At 37.3% G+C, this 408-nt stretch carries 1 protein-coding gene; it reads left to right on the forward strand.

Features of this window, described 5'->3' with window-relative positions:
* Nucleotides 1–272 (forward strand): DUF3087 family protein (locus AB4653_RS28990; protein WP_372106089.1); only part of this gene is annotated, 272 nt, incomplete at its 5' end.
* Nucleotides 273–408 lie beyond the last annotated feature (136 nt).

Consider the following 408-nt stretch of genomic DNA (forward strand, 5'->3'; position numbering starts at 1 on the left):
CGCTTTATGTGTGGAACCTGAAACAGATTCACAATCAAATCTATCGTAAGCTAAAGCGTATTCAACCAAGAGCTGAGCAAGGCGACCGAGAAGCATTAACTATCCTTTACTTCTATTACACCACGCAAAAACAGGTATACGACCTAGATAACAATACATTGACAATAAAAACGGTTCAGAAATCTCTAGATAACATAATGGAGCTTAGTGAAAAGTGGAGTATCGAACTGGATATAGAGACATTCTCGAAAGATCTAGTCGCGAAATTCTAAGTTATATGCTCTTGATTGTATGAGCTTTGGCCTATGAAAGAGGGTTTTGACGTAAAAGTAGACGCTTAAGCAATTTTTTTGAATTTTTATCAAAAAAGGGGTTGCCATGTTTTCGATGATCTCTATAATGCCGCCT

The organism is Vibrio sp. 10N.222.48.A3 (genome assembly GCF_041475345.1).
GTDB lineage: Bacteria > Pseudomonadota > Gammaproteobacteria > Enterobacterales > Vibrionaceae > Vibrio > Vibrio tasmaniensis_A.